16 protein-coding genes are annotated in these 24,165 nt (G+C 41.9%); 8 read left to right on the forward strand and 8 right to left on the reverse strand.

Annotation, left to right across the window (positions count from 1 at the left end; all coding sequences use genetic code 11):
- Window positions 1-38: 38 nt before the first annotated feature.
- Both ACS8FC_RS00735 and ACS8FC_RS00740 read right to left on the reverse strand, forming a co-directional pair.
- Window positions 39-983 carry a metallophosphoesterase gene (locus tag ACS8FC_RS00735; RefSeq protein ID WP_439295572.1) on the reverse strand — a complete coding sequence of 315 codons (945 nt, stop codon included), beginning with the start codon at window positions 981-983 and terminating at the stop codon, window positions 39-41.
- A gap of 65 nt (window positions 984-1,048) precedes the next feature.
- A complete protein-coding gene (locus ACS8FC_RS00740; RefSeq protein WP_439295573.1) occupies window positions 1,049-1,657 on the reverse strand; it encodes a rhomboid family intramembrane serine protease in 609 nt (202 codons plus the stop codon).
- Between the two features lie 791 nt (window positions 1,658-2,448).
- Here ACS8FC_RS00740 and ACS8FC_RS00745 point away from each other — a divergent pair.
- Together ACS8FC_RS00745 and ACS8FC_RS00750 are read left to right on the forward strand one after the other, a co-directional pair.
- Window positions 2,449-3,960 carry a hypothetical protein gene (locus tag ACS8FC_RS00745; RefSeq protein ID WP_439262847.1) on the forward strand — a complete coding sequence of 504 codons (1,512 nt, stop codon included), beginning with the start codon at window positions 2,449-2,451 and terminating at the stop codon, window positions 3,958-3,960.
- Window positions 3,961-4,355: 395 nt separating this feature from the next.
- Window positions 4,356-6,041 carry an OmpA family protein gene (locus ACS8FC_RS00750; protein WP_439295574.1) on the forward strand — a complete coding sequence of 562 codons (1,686 nt, stop codon included), beginning with the start codon at window positions 4,356-4,358 and terminating at the stop codon, window positions 6,039-6,041.
- A 109-nt stretch (window positions 6,042-6,150) separates the two neighbouring features.
- Here the strand turns inward: ACS8FC_RS00750 and nagZ are convergent, their stop codons facing one another.
- Window positions 6,151-7,236: a beta-N-acetylhexosaminidase gene (gene nagZ / locus ACS8FC_RS00755; protein ID WP_439262843.1), complete on the reverse strand. Its 1,086-nt coding sequence runs from the start codon at window positions 7,234-7,236 to the stop codon at window positions 6,151-6,153.
- Between the two features lie 486 nt (window positions 7,237-7,722).
- Here nagZ and ACS8FC_RS00760 point away from each other — a divergent pair, with 486 nt between their 5' ends.
- Window positions 7,723-9,951 (forward strand): carboxy terminal-processing peptidase, encoded by a 2,229-nt coding sequence (locus ACS8FC_RS00760; RefSeq protein WP_439295575.1) that lies wholly within the window; start codon window positions 7,723-7,725, stop codon window positions 9,949-9,951.
- A 487-nt stretch (window positions 9,952-10,438) separates the two neighbouring features.
- On the opposite strand, the gene ACS8FC_RS00765 is transcribed toward ACS8FC_RS00760, so the two are convergent.
- The gene (locus ACS8FC_RS00765) at window positions 10,439-10,924 is read right to left on the reverse strand and encodes an FKBP-type peptidyl-prolyl cis-trans isomerase (RefSeq protein WP_299218235.1); all 486 of its coding nucleotides are present in this window, start codon (window positions 10,922-10,924) and stop codon (window positions 10,439-10,441) included.
- Between the two features lie 474 nt (window positions 10,925-11,398).
- Here ACS8FC_RS00765 and ACS8FC_RS00770 point away from each other — a divergent pair, with 474 nt between their 5' ends.
- Window positions 11,399-13,402 (forward strand): M61 family metallopeptidase, encoded by a 2,004-nt coding sequence (locus ACS8FC_RS00770; RefSeq protein WP_439295576.1) that lies wholly within the window; start codon window positions 11,399-11,401, stop codon window positions 13,400-13,402.
- Between the two features lie 2 nt (window positions 13,403-13,404).
- Here the strand turns inward: ACS8FC_RS00770 and copM are convergent, their stop codons facing one another.
- Together copM and ACS8FC_RS00780 are read right to left on the reverse strand one after the other, a co-directional pair.
- The gene (gene copM, locus ACS8FC_RS00775) at window positions 13,405-14,217 is read right to left on the reverse strand and encodes a CopM family metallochaperone (protein ID WP_439295577.1); all 813 of its coding nucleotides are present in this window, start codon (window positions 14,215-14,217) and stop codon (window positions 13,405-13,407) included.
- Window positions 14,218-14,389: 172 nt separating this feature from the next.
- Window positions 14,390-15,004: a pseudouridine synthase gene (locus ACS8FC_RS00780; RefSeq protein WP_439295578.1), complete on the reverse strand. Its 615-nt coding sequence runs from the start codon at window positions 15,002-15,004 to the stop codon at window positions 14,390-14,392.
- A 401-nt stretch (window positions 15,005-15,405) separates the two neighbouring features.
- On the opposite strand from ACS8FC_RS00780, the gene icd reads away from it, so the two are divergent.
- On the forward strand, window positions 15,406-16,665 hold the full coding sequence (gene icd / locus ACS8FC_RS00785; protein WP_439295579.1) for an NADP-dependent isocitrate dehydrogenase: 1,260 nt from the start codon (window positions 15,406-15,408) through the stop codon (window positions 16,663-16,665).
- 142 nt (window positions 16,666-16,807) lie between these two features.
- Here the strand turns inward: icd and ACS8FC_RS00790 are convergent, their stop codons facing one another.
- Window positions 16,808-19,027 carry an NADP-dependent isocitrate dehydrogenase gene (locus ACS8FC_RS00790; RefSeq protein WP_439295580.1) on the reverse strand — a complete coding sequence of 740 codons (2,220 nt, stop codon included), beginning with the start codon at window positions 19,025-19,027 and terminating at the stop codon, window positions 16,808-16,810.
- A gap of 713 nt (window positions 19,028-19,740) precedes the next feature.
- Between ACS8FC_RS00790 and ACS8FC_RS00795 the strand changes: the two genes are divergently transcribed.
- The 3 genes from ACS8FC_RS00795 to glyA all read left to right on the forward strand — a co-directional run bounded on the left by ACS8FC_RS00795 (window position 19,741) and on the right by glyA (window position 23,205).
- Window positions 19,741-21,066, forward strand: coding sequence for a GNAT family N-acetyltransferase (locus ACS8FC_RS00795; RefSeq protein ID WP_439295581.1), 1,326 nt, complete (start codon window positions 19,741-19,743; stop codon window positions 21,064-21,066).
- Window positions 21,067-21,129: 63 nt separating this feature from the next.
- Window positions 21,130-21,633: a chorismate--pyruvate lyase family protein gene (locus ACS8FC_RS00800; RefSeq protein WP_439295582.1), complete on the forward strand. Its 504-nt coding sequence runs from the start codon at window positions 21,130-21,132 to the stop codon at window positions 21,631-21,633.
- A 315-nt stretch (window positions 21,634-21,948) separates the two neighbouring features.
- Window positions 21,949-23,205 (forward strand): serine hydroxymethyltransferase, encoded by a 1,257-nt coding sequence (gene glyA, locus ACS8FC_RS00805; protein WP_439295583.1) that lies wholly within the window; start codon window positions 21,949-21,951, stop codon window positions 23,203-23,205.
- Between the two features lie 247 nt (window positions 23,206-23,452).
- Here glyA and ACS8FC_RS00810 read toward each other — a convergent pair whose 3' ends face one another.
- Window positions 23,453-24,151, reverse strand: a complete 699-nt coding sequence (locus tag ACS8FC_RS00810) for a ZIP family metal transporter (RefSeq protein ID WP_439295584.1) — start codon at window positions 24,149-24,151, stop codon at window positions 23,453-23,455.
- Window positions 24,152-24,165: the final 14 nt, after the last annotated feature.

Below are 24,165 nucleotides of genomic sequence, written 5' to 3' on the forward strand. Positions count from 1 at the left end.
TACTCACATTATCCTCATATTCGTTAAATGAATATGGTTTAATGAGGGCGATATTGCACAAAGTTGGCAGACTGTAGAGGTAGCGGTTGAGTGGTATCGAGCTGATAACAAGTCAGATAACCACTATCAATCGCTGCTGAATAATCCGTACAAACGACCTGCGAGCTGAGCGGTTCAGGCTCGCCTGCCAGCCAATAATGTCCGACAAACACAGGCTTATGAGTTTTTATAGCAAAGTCAATATTCTCAGCCAAAGCGTCAACTGGAATCTGTGCCAGTGCTGACGTGGGTGCGCGGGCAATCTCATGAAGCGTACGCGATCTTAACTTGTCGAGCCACCAACGTACCCGCACACGTGAGCGTTTAGTGCCTTCTTTGTCAATCATAACAATGCCATCCGGTAATGGCGTCTCCACACCTTTTAGCACACGCTCTAAAGCATCGAATGGTGGGGTGTGTTCTTTTGAAGTCACTGCAAGCGCATGAGGGGTTAGGCAGTTATCGGCTGTAAGTAAGGGTTTGAGCAGCGCCATGCTGTCCACATCCCAGCAAGCATGGACAAAGCAGGCATAATCAGTCTCAATCCATAAAGGAATCTCATAAAAGCGCTGTAGCCAATAATGATGTAGCTCTGAGTCAAAGGGGACTTCAGCCAAGAATGCTTCGTGCTGACGCGTATGGACTTCATCATGTGAGCGCAAGTAGCGTTCAGGGTTGTTGGGATCACGCGTTGCAAACGCGATTGCATTATATTCGTGATTGCCCATGACGATATCAGCGACGTCAGCATCTAACATAGCAAAAGCAATCTCAAGGGTCGCTACTTGCTGAGGACCGCGATCAATTAAGTCACCAATAAAGAGCGCACGATGACCATCTGGCGGCACAAAGTATTGCCCATTATGGACATAACCTAATTGCTCAAGCAATCCCGTCAGTTTGTCAGCATAACCGTGAATATCACCAATAACATCTATAATCATAAGTCGTTATCAAAACCTAAAAGTAAATGAGATTAAAAAGTAAATGACACCATATACTAGATAAGCTAAAAACTAGGAGAAAGTAAAGCATTAATAAAATGTGGCAGTACTTGTGGCTCAAGAATGATGGTCGCTACCACACCAAATGCACCGCCCCACATATGAGCCATATGATTGATATTAGAGCCACCACGTTTGTCAGCGTAGATACTATAGGCAACATAAGCAACAGCAAACAGTATCGCAGGAATCGGCACAATAGCAAACAGATAGATGGACTCCCATGGCGCCAACAGAATAAAAGCAAACAATACCGCTGATACGCCACCTGATGCACCTAAGCTTAAATAACTGGCGTTTTTCTTATTTTGCAGATAGCTTGGTATCATTGCAATGATAATGGCCAACAAATAAAAAGCCACAAACCCATATCCACCCAAAAATGGCTGATAAAGCCCTTCTATAGCGCGACCAAAAAAATACAAAGTAAACATATTAAACAGTAAATGCATACTATCAGCATGGATAAAGCCATGACTGACAAAGCGATACCATTGACCATTACTTACCGCTGGTGGGTAAAAAATTAATCGATTAAACAGCGTTTTATTTTGCCATGCTAATAAACTTACGATGACTGTGACTATAATGATAAGTGTCGTGTGATTAAACAAAGAGTAATCCTTAGGCCAAGCCTGATAAACAAAGACGTTGCAAGCTTAGTTGCTACAGCTCAAGGTGCTTTTAGAGATTAATATACGTCAAAAATTACGTTTTGGTACGATAGATTAGATGCATATTATCAGCATCTATCATAGATACAGCGACCAATGGGTCAGATTATAAAGTTAAAAGACGGCCATAGGTTGAATGAATTTACATACGTATACAAATTATACTGAATAGGTAATTAATTTAACGTACATAAATCATATTTTTAAATCGACCGCAGGAGCGACATTAGGGTTTATTTATAGGTTTTTACTATCGACTTTTAAAATTAGTTTTGCTTAAAAGTATAATATCGATATAACCATTCAATGAAAAAAGCTATTTTGGTTTTTTTAAAATCTAATAACTAAAATTATGATTAACTAAATAATCAATAGCGCATATTATAGCCATATTTACAAAAGCTACTTTTATTACCTTTACTATATAGTCGATACCGAATAAAACCGATACGTTGTAACGTGATGCACAACTGATATAAATTTTTCTTGATTGCTGTGTCTACGCTGACAGACCCTGTAAAAAATTTATACCAGTCTTGCTGTATCGTTTTTATAGCAAATTAACTATAGTCAGTTCAAAATAAAATCGTTAACTTAATAATCACATACAAACAAGATAAGTATTTTCTGCGCGCTACTATGACTAAGAATACGGCCATTTCATCTCAGTTGTATTACATCGGTTTTGACGTGAATCCCCTATATATTATCTCGCTTCAAAGGCAATATTTATGACTATCATTGATCAGCTTGACCAAACGGTAACGACAGCGGTGTTAGGTAATAATAATAACGTGGCGCATGTTAGTTTACTTGAACAGTTTTATGCCATTTTTATTGCACGTTTAGCTCAGCCTGATGTATATACGCAGTTGTTACATGCTGATCAAGACATATCAGTACCAGCAACTTTGAGCCCTGAGATCTCAAGCATCACGATGTTTGAGCAGCTATGGCAAAAGGCAAGCCTGCGTCAATGGTTAATTGATGAATTGGCGACAAGCCATCATGTTGATACACAGACCACCGAAAAGCTACTAAACAATGCTGCATCGCTGACCTATCAAGAGCTGAATGTGTTAGCCGATGGTCAGTTTTTACCTGTTTTTTTACAGACGCAGCAACTGTCAGTTAGGCCTTATTTGCCAGTATGGGCAGAGAAGGTCATATCGCCAAAGGATGCAGACAACGACGCTATAAACTTAGATAAACAACCCCCTTTAATCGATACGACAGATACTATTTATGCTAATCCATCTGACTATCGTGACTCAGACACTTCTGAGAGTCGTTTAAAAGGCCGTACTCGTAACCCGAGGAATAATCTGATAGTAAAGGTCTTGCTATTGATTGGCGCACTGCTCGCCATCGGGCTAGCATGGGTATTCGTCATCAAGCCTAATTATCTAACCGCTGCACCTGTAGGGCCAGTTGCTGATATACCTGTCAAAGCTGAGCCGACAACTGAGCCTGCCGTAGAAGATTTATCACCAGTGGAGCTATTGGTTGTGATAGATGACAGTGGGAATATATATACTTGTACCGCGACTGTAGGGGATACAGTGTTACAAAATGCGCTGAATCAAGCCTTACACGTCAGCTTTGGAGAGCAAGCAAATTCTTGTATGCTAGAAGTAAAGCAAGGTGTTGCTAAGCGTTTATCCAACATCGATGTAGAAGCGTTGCCCCGTGTATTCACGCTACTGCGCGCAGTTCCTTTTGCACGATTACAACTACAGAACGCCGCGCTTAACCTAGAAGTACCGGATGACGTATTACTCCAACGCCTAGTGACTGATGTACGGACTATAATACCGACAGCAATGATTACCCATGCTGCGCCCTTACCATTAGCAAATAGCGACGAGATAACCGTCAATAATAACGATGATATAAGTATGATGAACAGTCGCGATAATCAGTCTAGCGATATAAAAAAACCACTAAACAATACTTATGACGAGACTTATCCTCAAAACAATAACCTTCAAAATAACGATATGAGTTCCAACCAGAGTGCATGGCAATCAAATAACGATACAAGTAGTACAACAGAAACAATACCCTACAATACCAATGCTAATAAAGATATGAATAACCAGCCTAACAACGAGCGCTCGTATACCACTTCAACTGGTTCTATGTCAGCAGCAGAGGTTGATAATTTGGCCAATACTACGATTGTCGCTGAGAAGCTACGTAATGAGAGGCCAGTTGATAAGAATATCGTTCAGGAAAGATAAGCACGCACTGAAATATTCAAACAGTTTTTAACGATTTAATCAAAGTCTACGTAGCGATTGATATTTGATCTTCATACTATTTTTATCTTTATGTTAAGAAGTTGTAAGGTATTAGCGATACAGTTACGTGCCACATCTCAAAAATTACCTAATGTATCATTTGCACAACAGCGTGTTTGTAGAGTTGATTTATGCATTGCTTTTATAATATCTGATAGTTAAGTTTTATAAATGAGTAGTTAATTGTAAATCTTATATGAATAAAATTAGTCAGAATATAAGGTGCTCAGCACTTTTTTATTTGGACTATTTATCTATATACAGATTTATAATAGATTTTTTATATCTTTTGAATGAGTTAGACATAAAACAAGAATGATTGGAGGAAGTACATTATGGATATCATTGGTCATTTAACACGTACCGTTAGCCCTGCAGTATTAGGAGATGATCAGTCTCCCGCTAAAAAAAGTTTGCTAGAACAATTCTATGCGATTTTTGCTGCACGTTTAGCAGATAAAGACACCTATGGACGTTTTGCTAACGAAAATATTGCCCGCGATGATCAGAGCTTTTATGATCGCGTATGGACTGACGGCTCGCACCGTGACAGTATTTCACGTGAGCTTGCTGGTGCTCATAATGTGGACGCAACGGCGGCTCGTGGTTTAGTCGCTATGGCAGCGCCACTTGCTTATCATGAAATCAAAAACCTAGCAGGTACGACGCCTGTACCACAGTTCTTAAGCGATAATTCTGCTGATTATCAGCATCATATTCCTGCTTGGGCCAGTGCAGTAGTTCCTGCTGGTATGCTTGGTGCTGGTGCTGCCGCTGGTACGCGCATTTCTGATACTACCAGTATGGCGCCACTTCAGCACAAAGAAGAAGAATCTGGTAGTTTTATGAAAGCTTTGCTACCTATTATCGGTTTGATTATTTTAGGTGCATTGGCTTGGGCGTTATTAAGAGGGTGTCAAGACAATCCAGAACCTGTAGCTACTCCAGTCGTTACTGAACAGTCAGTTGAAGATGATGGTCAAGCGGTAGCTGCGGTCGCCGCTAGTGTGGAGCCGGCCTCTATTCGTATTGCTACTGGCGAGGCAAATACCTTATATGCATGCCGTATGAATGTGGGTGATGAGACATTACAAACAACCATTATGAATGCTATGAGTAGCACCTTCGGCAATGAGGCTGATAAGTGCCGTGCAGATGTAGATGATAATTTTTCAACAGATATGCCAGCTGCTGCACAACTGGCTTCTATCTTACCAATTATCAAAAGTGTGCCAAACGCTAGTATGATCATCAAAGGCGATGAAATCGTGGTTAATTCGGCTGATACAGATGTACTTGATAAGCTCATCTCTGACTTACAAGCGGCTGCACCAGCACTGTCTATAAAAGCAGAGGGCCCATTAGATCTACAGAATGAGATTGATAATAGTTTGGTTGCAGCAGAGGCTGCTGTCGATAATCTTGGTGAAAACCCAGACCCTCGTGATGTTGCTCGTGCTTTGAGTATTCAGGTGATTAACTTTGAGCTTGATAAAGCGATGATTCCAGAGGTGAACAAACCTTTTCTTGATCGTGCTGCCAATGTTGTCCAAGAAGTCCCTAACGTTGAATTAGTGATTATCGGACATACAGACAATCAGGCCTCTGATGCATACAATATGGAATTGTCTCGTGACCGCGCTGAAGCCGTAAAAGAGTATCTGGTCTCTAAAGGTGTTGATGCAAGTAAGCTTACAACCAAAGGTATGGGTGAAAGCGAGCCTATCGCTGATAACTCGACCGAACAAGGACGCTTCCGCAATCGTCGTATCGAATTTGTTGTTAACGACGAAGCTACACTGAATGGTACAGGTGCCAGTGGTACGATTACCAATGATGCTATTGACCCAGACTTAAATCCGTTGGATAGCAATAATGATGATATGACGGTGGACGGTGATGACAATGGCGTAGATGCTACTGTGCCAGATCCAGATTTAAATCCATTAGACAACAACAATGATGATGTATTGCCAGATGGTGATGATCCTACTCAAGGTACGGTATTAGACCCACAATAAGGATTAAATTTAACTGCTAATTTAAAAAAACGCACCTTTTAAGGGTGCGTTTTTTTGTTATATAAAATGTCCTCAAAGACGATAAAAACTACTTAACTACCAAAACTATTTATCTGTAGTCAGTTGGGTCTAGTTCCTTATATTCACTTTGGGGTAGCGAAAAATCAGATTGAGCATTAAAAAACGTCTTTAGAACATTCTCCTTAGCTTGCTGCCAATATTCAAACTGCTGGCAGGTCGATTTTAAATCTCCTTGCCATGACGGTACCTGTCCACACATAGTTTTGAGGCGGCTTTGGTTAGGGTAGGGCAGTTCTTGAGCAACCTTGGCCGCTTCATGAGCTGCAATGCGATCATTGCATACTAGAGCAATATCACAACCGGCTTTGATGGCTGCACGTACACGGTCGCTAATGTCGCCAGCCGCTTGTGCGCCTGCCATACATAAATCATCAGAAAATAAAACACCATCGAATTTGAGCTGATCACGAATGATGTCTTGCAACCAAACCTTGGAAAAACCTGCAGGTTTATCATCTACTTGCGAAAATATCACATGCGCTGGCATCAGTGCATCGAGCCATGGTAATGTCTGGGCAAAAGGCTGCATATCAGTGGCTAGTATTTCATCAAGGCTGCGATCATCAATGGCTTCTGCCACATGAGAGTCAGGAGCGATAGCGCCGTGACCAGGGAAATGCTTGCCTGTGGTTGCCATACCAGCCGCTCTCATACCACGCATAAACTGTGTGGCCAAAGCGACGATCACTTGCGGATCTTTATGAAAGCTACGGTCACCGATTACTTGACTAATGCCATCTCTATCAAGTACTGGTGCAAAACTGAGGTCAACCCCCACTGCTAATACTTCAGCAGCCATCAAATAACCACAATCATAGGCGCAGCTTAGCGCCTCAGTTGAATGATGATCAAACAACTCACCAAGCTTACCCATAGCGGGTATTGGTGTAAACCCATTACGTAACCGAGCAACGCGCCCCCCTTCTTGATCGACACCGATGAGAATATCAGGGTTATGATAGCGAATATCGTCACATAGCGCGCGTACTTGTGCGGCATCGACGATGTTACGTGCAAACAAAATTACGCCACCAACTTGGGCTTGTTCTAGTAAACTGATGTCTTCATTTGTCAATGCGGTGCTACCGATATCGATCATTAACACACCATACATGGCAAGATCCTTAGAGTGCTGTGCACTTATATTATGAGTTTTGATAATGACTGGTTATTGATATTATTGGTTTGATGATGACATCATTAAAGCAGCATGGGTGAAAACTGCCTTTTTCTATCAACCTATTATGCCAGTTGTCGCTTATCAGACCTATGTTAATTTAGCAGATACAGCTGTTAGTATATTTATCATCGCTACCATTTAAGTATAGAATTATTACCACAACTTAAGTTGTATAACTGGCGTTGATCAAACCATTACTATAAATATGATAGCACGTACAATAAAGACGATAGAAAGTTTGGTATGTAAAGACGTAGCGTGTAAGATTGTTTATACAGTTTGAGACAGTTGTAAGCCAATGACCATGCTAATATTGAACGCAAAGTATTCTATAGTAACAAACCCGTTTAAGACATATTGATAGGACAATTTAAGACACATTTTAGGCATTTTATCACTTAAAACAACCAGGTACACATAATGAAAAAACAACCAGCACAGTGGTTACTCAGCGCAGCGTCAGTTGGCGTAGCTGGGCTTATTCTGACACAAAGCTATGGTACAGCAGTAGCAGATACTGGTACTGAAGGGTTTGTCCAAACTCCTGAACAAAAAATTACAACTAGGCAAGTCGCGGCACTATTAGACCGCAGTCATTATTTGAACCAACCACTTGATAGTGAAATGGGCAGTGAAATTTTGTCTATGTACATTGATAATCTAGACCCAAATCATACGTTGTTTTTGCAATCTGATGTTGATGAATTCGAAAAGAAATATGCAAGCGAATTTGGCAATCGACTCAAGCGCGGTGATCTATCTGCTGGTATCGATATTTTTGAGCGTTATCGCAAACGCTCAAATGAGTACTTCGATATGGCCACAAGAATGCTCAAAACGGATCTTGATTTGACAAGTGATGAGACCATCATTCTTGACCGAGAGAAGCTTGAACATTTTAAAACCAAAAAAGCACAGCGTGATTATTGGGCACGTCAGTTAAAATTTCAGTTAATAAGTATCTCTTTAGGTAAGGAAAGTGAAAAAGGCAAAGAGCAGATATTTTTAGATAACCCTGACATTACTCGTGGTCAAGATTTAGTACGTGATGATCAGCGTACGCCAAGTGAGATTTTATTAAATCGTTTGTCGCGCCAACAAGGGCAGATGTCACGTCTAAAAGACGATGAGATTATGGAGACAGTACTCAATACTGCCATGCTCACTTACGATCCACATAGTAACTATTATGCGCCTATTCAGGCGACTGAGCTACAGATTCAGTCAAGCTTACAGCTAGAAGGAATCGGGGTCTCTATTCGTCCAGATCGTAAAAACCCAGATTATACACGTATCGTCACTTTAGTCGATGGTGGGCCTGCGGCCAAAACGGGTCAAATCAAACCCAACGATCTCATCATCGGTATCGCTGAAGATGGCAAAACCATGATCGATGTGGTCGGCTGGTCAACGCGTGAGATTGTCGGTTTGATTCGCGGTAAACGTGGGACTTCAGTGACTCTAAAAGTGCGTCAGCCCAATACACCAGAGGCGAGTGCTCGTACTATTACAGTCGTACGTGACATTATCGAGCAAGAAGAATCAGGAGTCACGCACCGTATCGTAGAGGTACAACGTCCTAACATTGATGACACGCCAAAACGCATTGGTGTGCTTGAGATACCAAGCTTTTATTTGAACTATCGTGCGCGGCGCAATGGTGAAGATTATCGTAGTGTCAGTGTTGATACTGAAAAGGCAATCAAAGCCCTAAATAAAGAAAATATCGATGGTCTGGTGGTGGATCTGCGTAACAATCCAGGCGGCTCTTTGGATGAAGTAGCAAAGATGCTAGGGTTATTTATCAAAGGTGGGCCATTAGTACAAATACGTGATAACCGTGGCAATGTTCAAGTGTATCGCGATGATGATGGTGGCAAACAGCTATATGATGGCAAGTTAGTGGTGCTCACAAACTTAGCTTCAGCTTCTGCTAGTGAGATTTTTGCGGCAGCTATTCAGGACTATGGACGAGGTTTGGTGGTTGGTAGCACAACGACAGGTAAAGGCTCTGCACAGATTCAGTTGGATAATCTAGCGCTGGGTTCTGCAACATTAACTCAGCGTAAGTTTTATCGTATTACAGGGGGTAGTACACAGAATAAAGGGGTTGTACCTGATGTAGAGTTGGTAAATATATATGATGATGCTACCTTTGGTGAGCGCGCACAGAAAAAAGCGCTACCATGGGATACTATCAAAACAGCGGCATATAAGCCTGAAGGTAAGTTTGCTTCAGACACGCTTGCCACCTTGAACCAGCAATCGAAAATACGTCAACAGCAAAATCCGCAGTTTGTTTATCTATCTACTCTAAATGACATACGCGATATGGATGATGAAAAAAAGCCCATTGATTTGGATATAAATAGTCGCCGAGCGAAGATGGAGTTGATTGAGCAGCGCTCATTGCAAGCTGAGAATAAACGTTTAATAGCGACAGGTAAGAGTCCATATGCCAATTGGGATACTTATCAAGCAGCCATGGATGCAAAATTTGAAGAGCGCAGCAAAATGAAAGTTGATGAACGTCCGCAGCTACCAGAGGACGAAGCTTTTATCAGCGAGGCGGCTTATTTAATGCTAAGCGCTGATCCAAAAGCGACGCCCAGTCCTAAAGAAAAACTGCAAACAACAATAGAGCCTTAAATACCTTGAACATTGTCTGTAAGCATATGCTTACAGACAATGTCGTTTCAACCTCTTACTAAGCGAGGGGCAATCTGCGATTATAGACCCAGTGCACAGTTTGACGATACTATGTTTAATACTAGGGATTGGTATTTGTAGGTTGTTTATAAATTGTTTCAGGGATGGATTGCTCATTACGGATGATAAGGCTGGATGCCTAACAGTTATACTATGTCTTGGGATTGGGTATAGCATAACGTAAACAAGGATGGTTGGTGATAGAAACCGCATAGCGCTTGTCGTTGTGCGGTTTTATTACGTTTGAAAGGGAATGGTTTTATTTCCAAGACATCCATAACATCTTTTTTACGATAATGTTCAAAGACAACTACTCTTATCGTTTAGACCAAAAAAAACCAGTAGACATCGCTACTGGTTTTTTTGGTTTAAACAATAAGTAATGTTTACTACTCATTGTTCAACGTTCTATCTCATTTATGATAGATTAGTGCTCAACGCCACCTGCGCCATGTACATGGCCGTGGTTGAGTTCGTCTTCAGTTGCTGCACGTACTTCTTGAATTTCTACATCAAACGTTAAACGCTTGCCAGCTAGTGGATGGTTGGCATCAACAGTCACTTGATCATCAGATACTTCAGTAACCGTCACTAACATAACTTGGCCACCAGCTTCTGACTGAAACTGCATACCAGGCTGGATATCGTCAACACCTTGAAAGTTATCACGTGGCACGTGCTGTACTGCTTGCTCTTGGTATTCGCCGTAGCCATCAGCAGGTTCAACGACTGCATTAACTTTTTCGCCAGCAGATTTACCTTCTAGCTGCTGCTCAAGGCCTGGAATAATGTTGCTATGGCCATGCAAATAAGCAAGCGGTTGACCTTCTGGTGACTGGTCAAGAATGTTGCCTTCGTCGTCTTTTAGCGTGTAATTAAATTTGACGGCAGTGTCTTTTGCGATAGTAGTCATAAATTATCCTAAATATATCTATGTAAAAAATTAGATGCGGTTGCAATAAACCTAAAAAAGCCAATCAGTAAGCCAAAAGCCATATCATTAGTCAATTATCGTCAGTTTATTTAAACTTATAAAAGTAACTTTAACAGTTAGCATCTTTAATTGAGATGGTAATAATAACTTTCAAGGCAAAAAACATAAAAAATGCCAATATTCATGAAATTTATTCAATTTTTACTATATCAGTCAGCTTAAAATAAACACAGGGCAAGCGTGTTGATGCGCTACTGATACCACTTTGTCTCGTTAACTTTACGTTTTGCCAGACAAGAGTTAAAAAATTTACCTCAGTCATTGTTTTATTCACCGTCTCAATCACTCTGTATTCATTTTAAGATGCATTGATCATATTACTCATTGCTTATTGGTTGCGTTTTGCACTTGAGGCTTCTACCATAACGTTAAACACCATAATAAGTATCTAATATGACAACTCTATCCTTATCACAAAACCGCTCATCAAATCATCAGTCTGCACCAAAACTTACTACTGATATTAGCTATCAGCTCGATTTTGACCGCTTTTTTGAGCATTTAGTCGATGTTACGCTAAGCTTTATAGCAGATACAGCATCACCGCGCTTATGGTTGCCAGCATGGATACCAGGCAGCTATTTGATGCGTGAGTTTGCTCGTAATATTACGGCAGTTTATTACCGAATAGAGAATCAAGAAAGTAAAGAACATAGTGGTGCCAGCTCTTTCAAACAACGTGCTAATAAGATTGATAAAAATACATGGCAACTACCACAGGTTGAAGCTGGGCAGCTGCTAAGCGTCCATTATGAAGTTTATTGTTATGACTTATCAGTGCGTACTGCCTATGTCGACCAGCAGCGTTTGTATGGAAATTTTACGTCGCTTGCCTTGGCTGTAGAAGGACAAGAGAGAAAACCAGTACAGGTAAGCCTTATCGTACCAGCCACATTTTTAGCAGAGCAGAATCTGACGACTAATGATGATAGTGATATCACACTGGCATGCGGTCTTGAGGCCACGCATCTACACGTTGATGCGCAAGATGGTCATGGTAAGCATAGCTATAGTTTACTAGCAGACAGTTACTATGAGCTGATAGATCATCCTTTTGAGATTGCCGCTCAAACATCATTTAACTTTATCGTTCAAGACGATATGCATCAGACATTGAGTCATCGATTTTTTATCTCTGGCAAACACAACGCCAACATGGGGCGCTTGCAGCAAGATGTGACGCAGATTTGTCAGACGTATGTCAATTGGCTGGGTGATGCGCCGTTTGATGACTATACCTTTATGACTTACGCCAGTGGTCAAGATTATGGTGGCCTTGAGCATATCAACTCTACCAGCCTGATCACCCCGCGCCGTGACTTACCAAGTTTTGATGAGCCTAAGATACCAAGTAGCGACTATCAGCGCTTTTTGGGTTTATGTAGCCATGAGTACTTTCATTCGTGGTGGGTCAAGACCGTACGCCCAGATGTGATGCTAGAGGTTGATTTGCGCAAAGAAGTATTCACACCGCTACTTTGGGTGTTTGAAGGTTTTACCTCTTACATTGATGATTTTATGCTGCAAGCCTCAGGGGTAATTGATAAAGCAAGTTATCTCAAACTATTAGCTGAACAAATTAATCGCTACTATCAGACAGATGGACGAGCGTACCAAAGTGTCGCGGAATCAAGCTTTGATGCGTGGATTAAGCTTTATCGTAGCGACGAAAATACTGGCAATGCAGGGATCAGTTATTACAACAAAGGCGCATTAGTCGCTCTTTGCTTAGACTTGACGCTACAGCAAAAAAGCGCTGGTCGCTACCGCCTATTCGATGTGGTGAAAGCGTTTTATGAGCAGGCCAAGCAAAAGGACAATAAGCGCATTGGTATCAGTAGTGCTGATATGGGTACGGTGATCGGTCAGTTTATGCCAATAGCAGACTGGGAAGACTTTGAGCGCCGTTATGTCAATGGGGTGGAGGAGTTGCCTCTTGAGCGCTTGCTTACTGACAATGGAATTACCATTCATGATGGTGTCAAAGAAACAGCCGATAAAAAGATACCTTGGGGCATACGTTACACTGAGACACCAGCAGGTCTAGAAATCAATCGGGTACAACGTAGTAGCGCTGCAGCAAAGGCTGGAATATCAGCTCATGATGTCATTATCGCTATCGATGGTATCAAGGCTGATAGTAAACAACTAACAGCTTTAAGTAACGCTCAGCATAAAGTTACTTGTCATCTATTCCGCCGTGATGAGCTGATGTGTGTCACCGTATTGCCTAACGTGATCATGCAAGGTCAAGATAGAGTGGAACAAGCATTTCCACATAAGATAAATTTACGGTTGGCTAAAACAGACAGCTCGCAAGAGCAAGACGGAGCGCGTCAACAGACTGTTCCGGCTTGGCAAATGTGGCTTGATGGCATAGAGCGTTATCAAAAGTAAGGCTATTGATTGAGCTCGTTATTATCGATCTCTTGCAGAGCAATCCAATCTTGCATCAGCTCAATTTCACGCTGCTGTGTATCAATGATCTGCTGTGCAAGCTGACGCATTTCTGTATCTTTACCATACTTCATCTGCACCATTGCCATATCTACTGCACCTATATGATGTGGCAGCATCCCGCGAGCGAATGCCATATCAGGCATCGGGTCTGCGATGCCAAGTGTCATCTCCCCATGCATAGTTTCCATACCCTTAGCATAGGCTTGCTGCATTGCTTGAGTATCAGGTTTGGGTTTAGCGGCATCAGGATGACTGGCAAGCCACTTATTTATAGTATCAATCTCAACTTGCTGTGAGTCTATAATGTCTTGCGCAAGCTTACGCATAGTCTCATCAGTACCGTATTTAAGCTCAGTTTTTGCCATATCTAAGGCACCGCGATGGTGTCCAAGCATGCCTTTGGCAAATGCAGTATCCGGATCATTATAATTCATCCCGATCATCATCTCATCATGCATTCTTGCCATCGACTTACTGTAATCTTTGAGCATATCGCTCATTTGTACATCATCAGCGCTCATAGCTGCATCTGGCATATGATGACCTGCATGCCCATCAATCGTTTCATCTACCTTGGTTGCTTGTTCAGTTGCTTGAGTTGAAGGTGCTACAACCTCTTCTATGGTCGTTGTCTCATCGTTTTGAAGGACTGTACTTTCTGAGTTTTCAGTGATTGGCTGGCAAGCACTAAGCACAAGTAGCGTTGTAACACTAATAGCTATAGCAGGAAGAGGATAACGATAAGAAGCCATGATATGTCCTTAACATAAATAAGCCGCTAGTCAGTCAAATGAATGAATAAATAAATTGACAAACCATTTGGCTAAAACACAACAAATAATGGATATTAGCAGATTAGTCTTGCTAATTCGAGTCGCTAACGTTTTAAATGTCAGCAGCAAATTTGCTACAACCTGTGTTCTATTACTTTATGATACCTAACTGCTGACAGCGCTCTTTACTTAAGTGAATACGTACAAACTCACCAACACCTAGATCGCCCAATTCAAACCCAGCCACTGACCATCTGATTAAGCGCAAGCAAGGCAGGCCAACATGCGCTGTCATACGACGTACTTGACGGTTTTTCCCTTCGTAAATGGTCAGCATTAGCCAGGAGTCAGGGACGCTTTTACGCTCGCGAATAGGCGGGTTACGTGCCCAAAGAGGCATCGGTAATTCGTCTTCGTTTAGATGTTTGACTTTAGCAGGCAGCGTCTTACCGTCTTTTAAAACAACACCTGTTACAAGCTGACGTAGTTGCTCAGGAGTTGGGATACCCTCAACTTGTACCAAGTAAGTTTTACCTTGTTTGTGCCCATCATTGGCCTTTGGTGGATGCGTGATGGCTTTGTTTATCCGTCCATCACTTGTCAAAATAAGTAAGCCTTCTGAAGTCGCGTCCAATCGACCAGCCACTCTCAAAGACTTGTCAGTGAAGTATTCAGATAACGTAGTATGGTCATTGTTACTATCGTCACGAAACTGACTTTGTACTCCGTAAGGTTTGTTAAATAAAACAAGGCTTGAGGTTGACATAAGGCAAATATATCCAAACAAAAAAGAAAAGATTTTATGTGATACAAAGGAAGACTGCGCTACCTATTATCGTCTGACATTTTGAAACCAAACCGTTTGAGAATAGATGTTAAAATAGGCACTATTCTTTACTTATACTAAGTATGTACTAAGCATGAACAGCCATCATATTATAAATATACCAGTTGATAAGCGTTCAACATAGTCAGACAAAACGAAAGGAATATTGAGTCAATAGCATACTAAACAAACATCATGTTAGCTAATCTCAATTACAAAACCATGATTGGATAAAGGTGTTTGTAGTGCTAGTAATTGAAATATTTATAGCAAATATTTGTCACATAACAAAGTGATCAATGGGCCTGAGAACCCTAACACATAATCAAGGAATTTTATTTATGTCTTATAACAAGGTTATCGTACCAAGAGACGGAGAAAAAGTGACAGTCAACGCTGATTTGTCGTTAAACGTTCCTAATAATCCCATTATTCCATTCGTTGAAGGTGATGGTATCGGTATAGATATCACGCCTGTCATGATAAAGGTGGTCAATGCTGCTGTAGACAAAGCCTACCATGGCAAAAAATCAATCATCTGGATGGAGGCCTACCTTGGTGAAAAAGCTGCCAAAATCTACGAAGGTGACTACTTGCCAAGCGAGACATTAGATGTCTTAAAAGACTATGTCATCAGTATCAAAGGTCCATTAACCACACCAGTTGGCGGCGGTTTTCGTTCATTAAATGTTGCAGTACGTCAAGAGCTTGACTTATATGTCTGTCAGCGTCCAGTACGTTGGTTTGAGGGTGTCCCAAGTCCAGTCCAACATCCTGAATTGACCAATATGGTCATCTTCCGTGAAAACTCAGAAGATATCTACGCTGGTATTGAATGGAAAGCGGGTAGTGAAGATGCCAAAAAGGTCATCGACTTCTTACAAAATGAGATGGGTGTCGATAAAATACGCTTCCCTGAAGACTGCGGTATCGGTATCAAGCCTGTATCAAAAGAAGGCACACAGCGCCTAGTGCGCAAAGCCATCCAGCATGCTATCGATAATGACTTGCCAAATGTAACCTTAGTGCATAAAGGCAACATTATGAAGTTTACCGAAGGTGCATTTAAAGAGTGGGGCTATGAGTTAGCTGCGGAGCGTTTTGGCGCCGAGTTGTTAGATGGCGGTCCTTGGATGACAATGAAGAATCCCAAAACAGGTAATGAGATTGTCATTAAAGACGTCATCGCCGATGCATTCTTACAGCAAATACTAATGCGTCCTGCAGATTACTCAGTGGTGGCAACACTAAACTTAAACGGGGACTATATCTCTGATGCACTGGCAGCAGAAGTTGGCGGTATTGGTATCGCACCAGGCGCGAATAAAGGCGGCGCTGTTTCTGTTTATGAGGCCACTCATGGTACTGCGCCAAAGTATGCAGGTCAAAACAAAGTAAATCCAGGGTCGTTAATACTGTCAGCTGAGATGATGTTACGTGATATGGGCTGGGTTGAAGCAGCAGACCTGATTATTGAAGGTATAAAAGGTGCGATTGCTAATAAGACAGTGACTTATGATTTTGAGCGCTTGATGCCAAAGGCTACCTTACTTAGTACCTCGGAGTTCGGTGCAGCAGTCATCAAGCATATGAGCGCTTAAAAGTTCATGGAACGTCAGCTTTAAACCTGCGTTGCTTATAACGCTACATAGTGATTCTTTGTTTCACTAATTTCTTAAACCGAAAAAAACACCCCAACGATCTTAGACCGTTGGGGTGTTGTTATTTTAACCAATTACGTACTTATAACGAATTGATAGCTTCGTTGAATGTTGTGCTAGGGCGCATCGCCTGCTCAGCCAACTTTTCATCGGCAAAATAGTAGCCATCGATATCTACAGATTTACCTTGAGCGTCATTGAACTCTTTAACGATAGCGTCTTCTTGACTCTCAAGACTTTGCGCAAATTTAGAGAATTTCTCTTTTAGCTCGCTGTCTTGCTCTTGTGCCGCAAGCTCTTCAGCCCAGTACATAGCCAGATAGAAGTGACTACCACGGTTATCTAACTCACCTGTTTTGCGTGATGGTGATTTGTCATTCAATAGCAGTTTTTCTGTCGCTTTATCAAGCGTATCTGCCAATACCTGTGCTTTGGTATTGTTATCGTTTTTGGCCAAATGCTCCAAAGACTCAGTTAAGGCTAAAAACTCTCCCAACGAATCCCAACGTAGATGGTTTTCTTCTACCAGCTGCTCGACGTGCTTTGGAGCAGAACCACCGGCACCCGTTTCAAACAGACCGCCACCCTTCATTAAAGGTACAACTGAAAGCATTTTTGCGCTCGTGCCCAACTCTAAGATAGGGAATAAGTCTGTTAGATAATCACGTAAGATATTACCAGTCGCAGAAATAGTATCCAGACCACGCGCCACGCGCTCTAAGGTATAACGCATCGCACGAACCTGTGACATGATCTCAATATGTAAGCCATCAGTATCATGGTCTTTTAAGTACATATTAACCTTTTTGATGAGCTCGTTTTCGTGCGGACGATATGGATCTAGCCAAAAGATAACAGGCGTATTTGATTCACGTGCGCGGCGTACAGCAAGTTTCACCCAGTCTTGAATCGGTAAGTCTTTGGTTTGACACATGCGCCAGATATCACCCTTTTTGACGTCTTTTTCGAGCAAGACTTCGTCGGTGTCAATATCGACAATACGTGCCATACCTGTATCGCTAGATTCAAAGGTCTTATCATGCGAGCCATACTCTTCAGCTTTTTGAGCCATAAGGCCGACATTAGGGACAGTACCCATCGTCGTTGGATCAAAATTACCATGCCATTTGCAAAAATTAATCATTTCTTGATAGATACGAGCAAAAGTAGACTCAGGCATAACGGCTTTGCAATCGTATAATTTGCCATCGGCGCCCCACATTTTACCGCCATTACGAATCATAGCAGGCATAGAAGCATCTACGATAATGTCGCTTGGAGAATGGAAGTTGGTAATACCTTTTGCAGAGTCGACCATGGCCAGACGCGGGCGATGCTCTTGACAGGCATGTAAGTCCTGCTCAATCTCTTCACGCTTCGATGCTGGTAATACTGAAATTTTATCGTATAGATCAGCCATGCCGTTGTTGACGTTGATGCCTAACTCATCAAAACACGCGCCATGTTTTTCAAAGGCTTCTTTATAGTAGATTCTTACTGCATGACCAAAGACGATAGGGTGAGAAACTTTCATCATGGTGGCTTTTACGTGCAATGAGAACAAAATACCAGCTTCGCGGCAGTCTTCCATTTCACGCTCATAAAACTCTAGCAGTGCATCTTTACTCATGACCATCAAATCGATGACTTCTTTGTCTTGCAACGCAATTTCAGGTTTTAAGACTTTTTTAGTACCGTCATCGAGCGACAATTCCATGCGGACAGTGCGAGCTTTATCTAATGTTATAGACTGCTCACCATCATAAAAGTCACCGCCGTGCATGTGCGATACGTGCGTGCTTGACCATTGCTTCCATTCACCCATAGAGTGCGGATGTTTGCGAGCATAGTTTTTGACAGCCTTTGGTGCACGGCGATCTGAGTTACCTTCACGCAGTACAGGGTTTACTGCACTACCCAGCGCTTTACCAAAACGCTTACGCAGCTCTTTTTCTTCATCCGTTTGAGGATCTTCTGGAAAATTGGGTATCGCGTAGCCTTTGCTTTGTAGCTCTTTGATTACCGCTTTCAACTGTTGCACAGAGGCACTGATGTTAGGTAGTTTGATAATATTGGTATCAGGTTCTTGTGTTAGGCGACCAAGCTCAGCCAAATTGTCAGGAACGCGTTGCTCTTCATTTAAGTATTCAGGAAATTCAGCCAATACTCGGGCAGCAACAGAAATATCGCTGGTCTCAACAGCAATCCCTGCCGTCTGTGTAAAAGCCTTAACAATAGGTAAGAACGACAGAGTTGCTAGCGCTGGGGCTTCATCAGTTTTTGTATAAATAATTTTTGACATTTTAGTAGGGTAATCCTTTAGTCGGTAGTTAATAATAAGGCTTAGTATTATTTTAAATGCTAAATGCTAAATGCTAAATGCTAAATGCTAAATGCTACTAAGCGATAACGAACTATATGGCTATAACCAGTACATTATATGCAGTTCCAAAAGTTGAAACGGCTTAAAATTTTCTATTACTCATATTCATTTACAGGCGTTAATATAAGATTTCAAAAGGTTGCCCTAAAGAAACCATTTTTAAAAGTAACTGATTGACAGCACATTATAGCTAATCCGCTATAAATTCGCTCAATGTCAATCTTGTTTAATGAACTAAGTGTACTGTTTTTGCTCATATCCTATGTATCTAAATTATATTAATCTAATAACAGCTTTATTCTACCAGTCATCGACACTGATATCATCTTTTCCATGCAATTAACGTTTTTTGCAACTATTATCTAGGGGCAAATTTTTTGGTATATTTATAAAACCAATCGATAACGTAAATATCTGTGGTTTATGTAGCAAACGCCTTGCTTGGCTATAATCATACAACATAATAAGTAAAGTCATCTGCAGCGTTGTAGATGACTTTTTGTATTGGTTGAGCATAAAGCTCAATTTTTTGAACATTATTGTTTGCTTTAATGGGATATTTTGCAAATTGTGACAGCAAAATAGTTGACGTTTGATACGCTAAACCATAAAGAAAATGCAATGTGAGAATTATGAATTTACAATATGTACTACTCAAAGACACAAGCTGGCAGAGTCAAATCGATTGGCAATTGCCTGATACGCCTTTTATGTCGTTTGCCTTTTGGCAGGCATTGATAGATACACATGCCATTGGCGAGCAGGCAGGATGGTTGCCTATTTTCGTTTTGGTTTATCGTACAGATGATGTGGGTCACAAAGCTACGATCGATACTATCATAGAACCAGTAGATATCGCTCAAGCTGTCGCCGTCATGCCAGTATTTGTAAAAAATCATCATCGCGGTGAGTTTGTGTTTGATCATGCATGGGCGCAAGCTTACGCGCAATATGGTCTTGACTATTATCCGCGCCTAGTGACAAGCTCTCCTTATACCCCAATTACTGGGCAGCGCTTATGGTTGGCGGCTGGCGAAACGCTTGATACCAATATCGTAAAAATGATTATGGCAGGAGTAGACGACATTGCCCAGCAAGTAGGAGCGTCAAGTTGGCATGGACTGTTTGTAACGCCAGAATTGGCCAAGCTGGCAATGTCAGCAATGCCTGCTCATAATGTGAGTGATCCGGCACAAATAACCCATACTGAAATAGAGGCGCTTACTGCAAATAATCCTATCCTTGAGCGCCAAGGCTGTCAGTTCTTATGGCAAAATAAGGATTTACTGCAAGATGGCAAGCCGTTTACAGACTTTGATACGTTCTTAACGACATTGACGGCTAGAAAACGTAAAAATATTCGTGCTGAGCGTAGAAAAGTGATTGCCCAGGGGATTCGTTGCGTTCGTAAATGCGGAGATGAGATTACTGAGGCGGATTGGAAGGCATTTTATCATTGTTACGTAATGACCTATGCCGTCCGCGGACAGCAGCCATATTTAAAAGAAGCGTTTTTTATGGCATTAGCAAAACAGATGCCTGAGTGTCTGTTGTTAGTACAAGCTTACGATACTAATGATGAGATTATTGCCAGTAGCTTGTTTTTATACGACAAACCCCATAGCGACAATGCGACTTTATATGGGCGCTATTGGGGTGCGCTTGGTGAGTATGATAGTTTGCATTTTGAGCTGTGCTATTATCAAGGCATTGAGTTTGCCATTGAGCAAGGTTTGACGCATTTTGATCCCGGTACTCAAGGTGAGCACAAACTCATAAGAGGATTTATTCCAACTAAAACACACTCATTGCACCGTATTTATGATCCACGTTTTGCACCAGCGATTGCTGACTTTTGCGCAAAAGATCGACTACAAATGGCGCGATATCGCCAGCAAGCGCACGATGCATTACCGTTTAATATTGATAACATGCCAGAGTTTACTGATCATGATTGATAAGGTTTGAGAGTTATGAGTAATATTAGCTTTTCTTTTCTAACTTCTCACATTTAGTCACTTATGCCCAGTTACTCCTTTGATTATTTCAATACTTTGCCACCGCCCATTGAGCTATTACCATGGCTCAATGCCGAAGGTTCATTGACTGCAATGCTAGAAGAAAAGGCAGGGCAGCCATTACGCGTAGAGCGTAGCTTTGAAGGTTATCGTCAGCTTACGTTAAACCAAAAGCGGCAACTAGGTCTGCATAGCTCCGCACTTAATCGTCCAATACTAGCGTGGGTACGCGAAGTTCGGTTGTATGGTAATGATGATAAGCCTTGGGTACAGGCGCAGAGTGTCTTTCCTTTAGCAAGTCTAAAGGGAGGTGCGCGTCGTCTGCAGCAATTAAAAGGTATTCCTATCGGCTATGTCTTATTTAAACGCAGCCGTACTTTACCTAATAAGCGCTCTATTTGCTTAACTGACGATGGGTGGCAACGTCAAACGTGTTATGACTGGTATAGACGTAAACTACTTATTAGTGAAACCTTTTTATCAGCATTTTTGTCTAGTGATGCTTGAGGGTTTTTAATAATCGTAGGTTTGCTAGATAAACATTGCTAGATATGACGTATTTAACATGTGTTGGCATGTATTAAGATAAGAAAAACGCTTATTTTATTGGCCATTTATTCACGCTATAAAACCATCTAATTCGCTTAGCTTAAGGTAAGGGTTTTTTGCGTTCATAACATAAAATTTCATGTTACACTTGCCCATAGCGATACACTAAGTGCAGAAGTACATCAAAACTATTGCTGTTACCGAGATGCCGTCTCTAGGCTTCTTCTTTCTAACAACGCCTTTCTAATAATAGTCAATATATAGGACATTTATATGTTTAAAGATATATCTATCAAGGATTTTGATCCAGAACTTTCAAAAGCCATGGAAGCTGAAAGTGTACGTCAAGAAAACCATATCGAGCTTATTGCTTCAGAAAACTACTGTTCGCAAGCTGTGATGGAAGCGCAAGGTACAGACCTTACCAATAAATATGCTGAAGGCTATCCAGGCAAGCGTTATTACGGTGGTTGTGAACACGTTGATGTCGTTGAGCAATTGGCTATTGATCGTGCAAAAGAGTTGTTCGGTGCTGAATATGTCAACGTACAGCCGCATTCAGGCAGCCAAGCAAACTCAGCCGTCTTTTTAGCATTGCTTGAGCCTAACGACACGGTACTAGGCATGAGCCTAGACGCGGGTGGTCACTTAACTCATGGCGCGCATATTAACTTTTCAGGCCTTAACTACAACGCCGTACAGTACGGCTTGGTCGAGGGCACTGGCCTTATCGATTATGATGAAGTTGAGCGTTTGGCAAAAGAGCATAAGCCTAAAATGATTATTGCTGGTTTTTCAGCATACTCACAGGTTGTAGATTGGGCACGTTTCCGTGAAATCGCCGACGAAGTAGGCGCGTATTTACTAGTAGATATGGCACACGTGGCTGGTCTTATCGCTGGTGGCGTTTACCCAAGCCCAGTACCATTTGCTGATGTAGTCACTACGACAACGCACAAAACCTTACGTGGCCCGCGTTCAGGTATGATCTTGGCTCGCGATGAGAAGCTGGCGAAAAAGCTCAATTCTGCGGTATTCCCAGGCAACCAAGGTGGTCCATTGATGCATGTAATCGCGGGCAAAGCGATTTGCTTTAAAGAGGCGCTAGAAGACAACTTCAAAACCTATCAGCAGCAAGTCGTCAAAAACGCCCAAGCGATGGCTAAAGTTATCCAAGAGCGTGGTTATGAAATCATCTCTGGTGGTACTGAAAACCATCTAATGCTGATTAGCTTGGTTAAGCAAGAAATGACGGGTAAAGAAGCGGATAAATGGCTTGGCGATGCGCATATCACTGTCAATAAAAACGCTGTACCAAATGATCCAAAATCTCCGTTTGTCACCTCTGGTATCCGTATCGGTACGCCAGCGATTACTACACGTGGTTTTAACGAAGCGCAAGCTAGTGATTTGGCTGGCTGGATTTGTGATGTTCTAGATAGCCGCGGTGATGAAAAAGTCTTGGCTGATGTACGTGACAAAGTAGAAGCCATCTGTAAAGAGCTACCAGTTTACGAAAAAAACCAGTAAGCCAGTTCTCTTAATTTAGCCAGCGCTTATTAGTCGTTGGATAAAAAAAACCGCTCAGCTTAGGCTGAGCGGTTTTTTCTTGTTATAAAAAAGTCTGTCTTTTTATGCTTAAGGTTATGAGTAACTGACAGCCTTGTTATAGCTAAATTTCCAGTCGTGATTTTGGAACATTGATGGTTTGGTCATAGTATTCAGAATTATAGTACACGGAGATTAGGCAGCCAACGTATCAGCCATGCCAAACACATCAACCACCAAGCTGATTTAAGGCCAACGCCAATATCAGGCCAACACTCGCACTGATACCCGCCCAGTGGTTGCCGCGTTTAAAAGCAGTTGGAAACACCTCAGTCGCTAGAGAAGCAATAACAGCTCCAGCAGCGAAACAATCGATAGCACTAATAATCTCTTCATCAACGCCCTTGAGCAGCACCTTACCTAAGATAGCAGCAAGCGATAACAAAACAGCAGCACCGATCCAGAGCATGAGCACTTTCTTGTTACTTTTGCCATTTTTGCGCATCTCTTTGGCACCGCCGGCCGCTTCTGGAAGGTTGGACAACAAGATAGAACCTGCTAATGCAGCGACTTGCATTACGTTACCGCTTAGAAGTGATACGCCTAGCGCCAAATTTTCAGGCACCCCGTCAAGTGTGATAGCAGCCAATAGTCCACCACCGCCGTCTGAGTTGAGTTTTTCATCAATCAGGTAGTCAACACCTGCAAATACGATGGCGCCTAATAAAGTGAAAGCCGCTGTGATCCAAATTCCGCTATCAGTCACAGCTGGTTGTAATAGCTCGATGACCACTGATATCGTCAGTGCGCCGCCTGCGACCGCCAACAAGTTGCCTTCAAGCCAGCTAGGTAGTCGTCCATACAAACCCCAAAGCGCCCCGACGATAAGGGCGCCTGATACAACAATGATTACTGCAAACACTAACATAATTTACCTCAATA

It is taken from the genome of Psychrobacter sp. 1Y4 (assembly GCF_051847555.1).

Coding starts and splice junctions, on each gene's coding strand:
- ACS8FC_RS00735 (WP_439295572.1), bottom strand. CDS start 983: ATGATTATAGATGTTATTGGTGATATTCACGGTTATGCTGACAAACTG.
- ACS8FC_RS00745 (WP_439262847.1), top strand. CDS start 2,449: ATGACTATCATTGATCAGCTTGACCAAACGGTAACGACAGCGGTGTTA.
- ACS8FC_RS00750 (WP_439295574.1), top strand. CDS start 4,356: ATGGATATCATTGGTCATTTAACACGTACCGTTAGCCCTGCAGTATTA.
- nagZ (WP_439262843.1), bottom strand. CDS start 7,236: ATGTATGGTGTGTTAATGATCGATATCGGTAGCACCGCATTGACAAAT.
- ACS8FC_RS00760 (WP_439295575.1), top strand. CDS start 7,723: ATGAAAAAACAACCAGCACAGTGGTTACTCAGCGCAGCGTCAGTTGGC.
- ACS8FC_RS00765 (WP_299218235.1), bottom strand. CDS start 10,924: ATGACTACTATCGCAAAAGACACTGCCGTCAAATTTAATTACACGCTA.
- ACS8FC_RS00770 (WP_439295576.1), top strand. CDS start 11,399: ATGACAACTCTATCCTTATCACAAAACCGCTCATCAAATCATCAGTCT.
- copM (WP_439295577.1), bottom strand. CDS start 14,217: ATGGCTTCTTATCGTTATCCTCTTCCTGCTATAGCTATTAGTGTTACA.
- ACS8FC_RS00780 (WP_439295578.1), bottom strand. CDS start 15,004: ATGTCAACCTCAAGCCTTGTTTTATTTAACAAACCTTACGGAGTACAA.
- icd (WP_439295579.1), top strand. CDS start 15,406: ATGTCTTATAACAAGGTTATCGTACCAAGAGACGGAGAAAAAGTGACA.
- ACS8FC_RS00790 (WP_439295580.1), bottom strand. CDS start 19,027: ATGTCAAAAATTATTTATACAAAAACTGATGAAGCCCCAGCGCTAGCA.
- ACS8FC_RS00795 (WP_439295581.1), top strand. CDS start 19,741: ATGAATTTACAATATGTACTACTCAAAGACACAAGCTGGCAGAGTCAA.
- ACS8FC_RS00800 (WP_439295582.1), top strand. CDS start 21,130: ATGCCCAGTTACTCCTTTGATTATTTCAATACTTTGCCACCGCCCATT.
- glyA (WP_439295583.1), top strand. CDS start 21,949: ATGTTTAAAGATATATCTATCAAGGATTTTGATCCAGAACTTTCAAAA.
- ACS8FC_RS00810 (WP_439295584.1), bottom strand. CDS start 24,151: ATGTTAGTGTTTGCAGTAATCATTGTTGTATCAGGCGCCCTTATCGTC.